A 2,123-nucleotide genomic window follows, 5' to 3' on the forward strand; every position below is an offset into this window, starting at 1 on the left:
GGACAGTGGAACCGGTCCCGTCGTCCGCCGCCAGATCGACGTCGTGCCGCGAAATGACGTCGGAGCGGGACGGCACCAGGAAGATGTCGGAATAGGTCAGATCAGTGGTCGGCTCACTCAGGAAACGCACGGCAACTCCTCGATAAAGGGGGTTCTCAGGAGTGATTCTAGGCGAGCCGGGCGGCGGCCCCGCAGCGGCCCCGGCGGCCCGGACGGGACGCCTTCACGGCTGCTCGATGATTTGAGTCACCCTTATTGGCAGTTTGGCCGGAATCCTCACTAGACTGGCAAAGGTCTGGGTTCACTGGACGCGGAGAACTGGTTCGATTGACGTGCTGCGGCACCGTGGAAACCAGCGGGAATCAAACTCATGGAAGAGGCGTATTTCAAGTGCCAGAGCAGCCTAGCCACCGTCTACCCGAGGAATTTGGCGGAAACGAGTGGCTCGTTGACGAACTGTACGAGCGGTACCAGCAGGACAAGAACACGGTAGACGCCAAGTGGTGGCCGCTTTTCGAATCCTTCGACGCCAGTGACGGTTCTTCGACCAACGGCGCCTCGGCTACTGCCGTCGCGAACCCCTCCACCCGTGAGCTCCCGGTGGTGGCCCCCGCCGCCGCAGCCCCTGCCGCGACTGCCGCCCCGGCGCCCGCGCCGGCAGCCCCCGCCGCAGCCGCACCCTCCCCCGCCGCCGCTCCCCAGAAGGCCCCGGCAACCGTGGCCCGCGACGGCTCGAAGAACGCCGAACCCGGCGCCGGCACCCAGCCCATCCCGGCCCAGCTGCCCAAGAACACAAAGGCTCCCACCGCCCCGGAGCAGGACGTTGTCTCCGTCCTGCGCGGCCCGGCGAAGGCCATTGCCGCCAACATGGTGACCAGCCTCGAGGTGCCCACCGCGACCAGCGTCCGGGCCATCCCCGCCAAGCTGCTGATCGACAACCGTGTGGTCATCAACTCCAACCTGGCCCGCGCCCGCGGCGGCAAGGTCTCCTTCACGCACCTGATCGGCTATGCCGTCATCCGGGCGCTGGCCCAGTTCCCCTCGATGAACGTCTACTACGACGTCGTCGACGGCAAGCCTGTCGCCGTCCAGCCGGCGCACGTGAACTTCGGCATCGCCATCGACATGCCCAAGCCCGACGGCAGCCGCCTGCTCATGGTCCCGAACATCAAGAAGGCGGAGACCCTCAACTTCTCCGAGTTCTGGCACACCTACGAGGACCTGATCAAGCGTGCCCGTGCCGGCAAGCTCACCGCCGACGACCACGCCGGCACCACGGTCTCGCTGACCAACCCCGGCGGCATCGGCACCGTGCACTCGGTCCCCCGCCTCTCCAAGGGCCAGGCGGCCATCATCGGCGTCGGCGCACTCGACTACCCGGCCGAGTTCCAGGGCGCCAGCGAGAAGATCATCGCGCAGAACGCCATCAGCAAGGTGCTCACGCTGACCTCCACCTATGACCACCGCGTCATCCAGGGTGCCGGCAGCGGCGAGTTCCTCAAGCTGGTGCACCAGCTCCTGCTCGGCGCGCAGAACTTCTACGACGAGATCTTCGAGTCGCTGCGCATCCCGTACGAGCCCGTACGCTGGAGCCTCGACCTGCAGGTGGACCCGGCGGACGAGATCAACAAGGTCGCCCGGATCCAGCAGCTCATCCACTCCTTCCGAGTCCGCGGCCACCTGATGGCGGATACGGATCCGCTCGAATACGTCCAGCGCAAGCACCCGGACCTCGACGTCCTCACTTACGGCCTCACGCTCTGGGATCTGGACCGCGAGTGGCCCACCGGCGGTTTCGGCGGTGCGCCGATGCTGAAGTTCCGCGACATCCTGGGCGTCCTGCGCGATGCGTACTGCCGCACCACCGGCATCGAATACATGCATATCCAGGACCCGGCCGAGCGCAAGTGGTTCCAAGACCAGCTTGAGCACCCTTACTCCAAGCCGAGCCGTGACGAACAGCTCCGGATCGTCTCCAAGCTCAACGCGGCGGAGGCTTTCGAGACCTTCCTGCAGACGAAGTTCGTCGGTCAGAAGCGCTTCTCGCTGGAGGGCGGCGAATCGCTGATCCCGCTGCTGGACGCCATCATCTCCGACGCCGCCGACGACGGGCTCGACGAAGT

At 66.1% G+C, this 2,123-nt stretch carries 1 protein-coding gene; it reads left to right on the top strand.

Annotation, left to right across the window (positions count from 1 at the left end; all coding sequences use genetic code 11):
• Positions 1-390: 390 nt before the first annotated feature.
• The coding region (locus AB4Y86_RS17490; protein WP_441403433.1) for a 2-oxo acid dehydrogenase subunit E2 at positions 391-2,123 on the top strand (1,733 nt) is incomplete at its 3' end.

The sequence above is a fragment of the Arthrobacter sp. 2YAF22_2 genome, from assembly GCF_052114645.1.
Lineage (GTDB): Bacteria > Actinomycetota > Actinomycetes > Actinomycetales > Micrococcaceae > Arthrobacter.